Source organism: Hallerella porci, from assembly GCF_003148885.1.
Classification (GTDB): Bacteria; Fibrobacterota; Fibrobacteria; order Fibrobacterales; family Fibrobacteraceae; genus Hallerella; species Hallerella porci.
This window is the reverse complement of the sequence record NZ_QGHD01000058.1, coordinates 1-2,335: the sequence shown is the minus strand read 5'-3', so window position 1 is coordinate 2,335 and position 2,335 is coordinate 1. Positions and strand designations below refer to the sequence as shown.

The following is a 2,335-nucleotide window of genomic DNA, read 5'->3' as shown; positions in this document are numbered from 1 at the left end:
TGTCGATGTAAAGATAGCCTACGAATGGGAATCGGAATCGAGAGAATCATCTAGCAAGGCTGCCTAAATGCTACCACACATATTGATGATGCCTCCAAAAATGTCTCATTTTTGAGGCAAAGAAATTTAGTTTGAAAGAAATCTCAAAAAGGACGAAAAAAATGCGCGTATTTATCACCGGCGGCACAGGATTTATTGGACATTATGTGGCACGCGAATTACTCGCAAGCGGGCACGAACTCATCATCTTAACGCGTCATCCCGATAAAATTGCCGCGTTAACAAATCATCCAAAAGTAACTCTTCTCAGCGGTTCAATTTACGATGCCGCAACGATTTCAAAAGGGCTCGAAGGCTGCGACGCTTGTCTGCATATCGCCCTCGGTTGGGGCGAAACTCCTCTCGCGATGCTCGAAAACGATACGCGCGCAACCGTTCTCATTTTACAAGCCGCTTCGCGCGCAGGCTGCAAAAAATTTATTTACACGAGTAGCACCGCCGCAATGGGAAAATTCCGCAGCGTGATGAATGAAAACGTAGCGAATCTCCCCATCGATTTATACGGGGCGACGAAAGCCGCCGGCGAAGCCTACGTTCTCGGATTCCGTGCGACCGCAATGAAGCGAAACATTATCCGCCCCGGTTATACTTTCGGAAATCCCGCCTTCGAAAACAGCGGCGTTTCTCAGCCCGATAAACGCTTTGCCCTAATGGCGCAAGCCATCGTGAGCGGCGGCGAGATTCATCTCATCCAAAATGACGGCACGCAATTTATCTCGGCTGCGGATCAAGCAAAACTTTTTCACCGCGTCCTCGACAGCGATTTGAACGAAGAAATTTTCCTCGGCCTCAGCGCCTCATGGATTTCGTGGAAAGAAATCGCCGAAGAAATGCTCACCGATTACGAAAAAATCACCGGCCAAAAAAGCGCCGCAAAAATTGTGGAGCAAAATTTAGGCTGGTCCGATCAGCCGATGCTTTTCTCCGTCGACAAAATCGCAAGCGTTTTCAATTTAACCTTCGACGCTCACGAAGAAATGAAACGCCACATCGATTGGCAACTGCGAAATGCTTTAAGCAAACGATAAATTTTTTTCACGCTTATACAGAAAGCCGCTCGTATGAGCGGCTTTTGGCGTTTATGAAATGAAGCGAAGAATTTAGCACCCCCTCACGGCATTCAGCAAATCCTGATACGTCGCCACGTGCGCGTAGTGAACTTTTCCGTTCGAGGCTTCCAAAAAGAGTTTTTTCACACATTCGATTTTTGCTTTTTCGACAGGGCGAAGCATCATCGAATCCATCGAGCCTTTGGTTTCGGCGACAAAGAATACGTGCTTCACTTTATCTTTTTCAAAAGCGATGGCCCAGTCGGGAGCGTAATTGCCGACGGGCGTTGGAATCTGGAAGCTTCTCGGTAGTTTGGCGTACACGCACACTTCGGAAGCTTTTTCAAGAGCGCCTGCGAATTCCTTTTCGATATCGCTATCGTGGAAAATGTATTCCATAATGCTCTTGTCCGATTTCATCGCATGCCCCACGGCGGCGGCGTGCTTTTCATTGGTGAAAATGGAACTGTCGTATGAACCTTCGATTGCATTATAACGAATGCATTCGACAATCATCGTCGCTTTTTGTTCCTTGATGCATTTCACCACCTTGCTGATGAATTCTTCGGGATTGTTCTTAAACATCGCAAATTTTGCTGGCAATATTCTTTGCAATATGGCGATGACTGTTTTGCGTGTAAGCGTTGCCCCCTTTGCAATATCGCCGACCAAATCGTAGCGGGTTTGCGACATCGCTGTAACATCGACCGTTTCCGAAGAAGTTTTTTGGTTTGCTCCGAAATCGCTGACGATTTTTGTTCGCCGCTTTGAACAGTATAAGAAAGATGCTTGACGCTCAAGTTTGCGTTGAGGTCGTCAACGACTTTTTTTATCAGCTCATTACTGTCGTAATGCACCGTGTAGGCATACTTGTGGTTAATCTGGTTCCAAAGTTCCTGGAATTCCTTTTTGTCAAAATTCGCACGGTTCAGTTTGTTGTCTGTAATTTCGGTTTGGTTTCCGTCTTCGACCATATCGTCAAGGGCAACGGATTCGTCAAAAATCGACTGCACAAGATTGTGAATGTCTTTTTCCATCGGAGCGATTGCTGCGTTTTTGATGGGGTGACTCTATCCATAAAACTGTGTCATTCACCACCAAGCATCATTTGAAAAATGATGTAAATTGAGGAACTATGATGACACACGAAGAATATAAAGAGATGATCAAAAAAGCAGCATCTCAGTTCAAAACAGGAAAGCCAATTTTTGGCAAAGACGGAGCAT

3 protein-coding genes are annotated in these 2,335 nt (G+C 45.9%); 1 reads left to right on the top strand and 2 read right to left on the bottom strand.

The window, feature by feature from the left end; translation table 11 throughout:
• Window positions 1–161 precede the first annotated feature (161 nt).
• Window positions 162–1,088, top strand: a complete 927-nt coding sequence (locus B0H50_RS12890) for an NAD-dependent epimerase/dehydratase family protein (protein WP_106197229.1) — start codon at window positions 162–164, stop codon at window positions 1,086–1,088.
• A 72-nt stretch (window positions 1,089–1,160) separates the two neighbouring features.
• On the opposite strand, the gene B0H50_RS12885 is transcribed toward B0H50_RS12890, so the two are convergent.
• The gene (locus B0H50_RS12885) at window positions 1,161–1,694 is read right to left on the bottom strand and encodes a restriction endonuclease (RefSeq protein WP_109587917.1); all 534 of its coding nucleotides are present in this window, start codon (window positions 1,692–1,694) and stop codon (window positions 1,161–1,163) included.
• Window positions 1,652–2,146 carry a hypothetical protein gene (locus B0H50_RS12880; protein ID WP_109587916.1) on the bottom strand — a complete coding sequence of 165 codons (495 nt, stop codon included), beginning with the start codon at window positions 2,144–2,146 and terminating at the stop codon, window positions 1,652–1,654. The genes B0H50_RS12885 and B0H50_RS12880 overlap by 43 nt, the downstream gene beginning before the upstream one ends.
• Window positions 2,147–2,335 lie beyond the last annotated feature (189 nt).

Bases quoted from the DNA above. Each gene is read 5' to 3' on its own strand.
- B0H50_RS12890 (WP_106197229.1), top strand. From the start codon at position 162: ATGCGCGTATTTATCACCGGCGGCACAGGATTTATTGGACATTATGTG.
- B0H50_RS12880 (WP_109587916.1), bottom strand. From the start codon at position 2,146: ATGGAAAAAGACATTCACAATCTTGTGCAGTCGATTTTTGACGAATCC.
- B0H50_RS12885 (WP_109587917.1), bottom strand. From the start codon at position 1,694: ATGTTTAAGAACAATCCCGAAGAATTCATCAGCAAGGTGGTGAAATGC.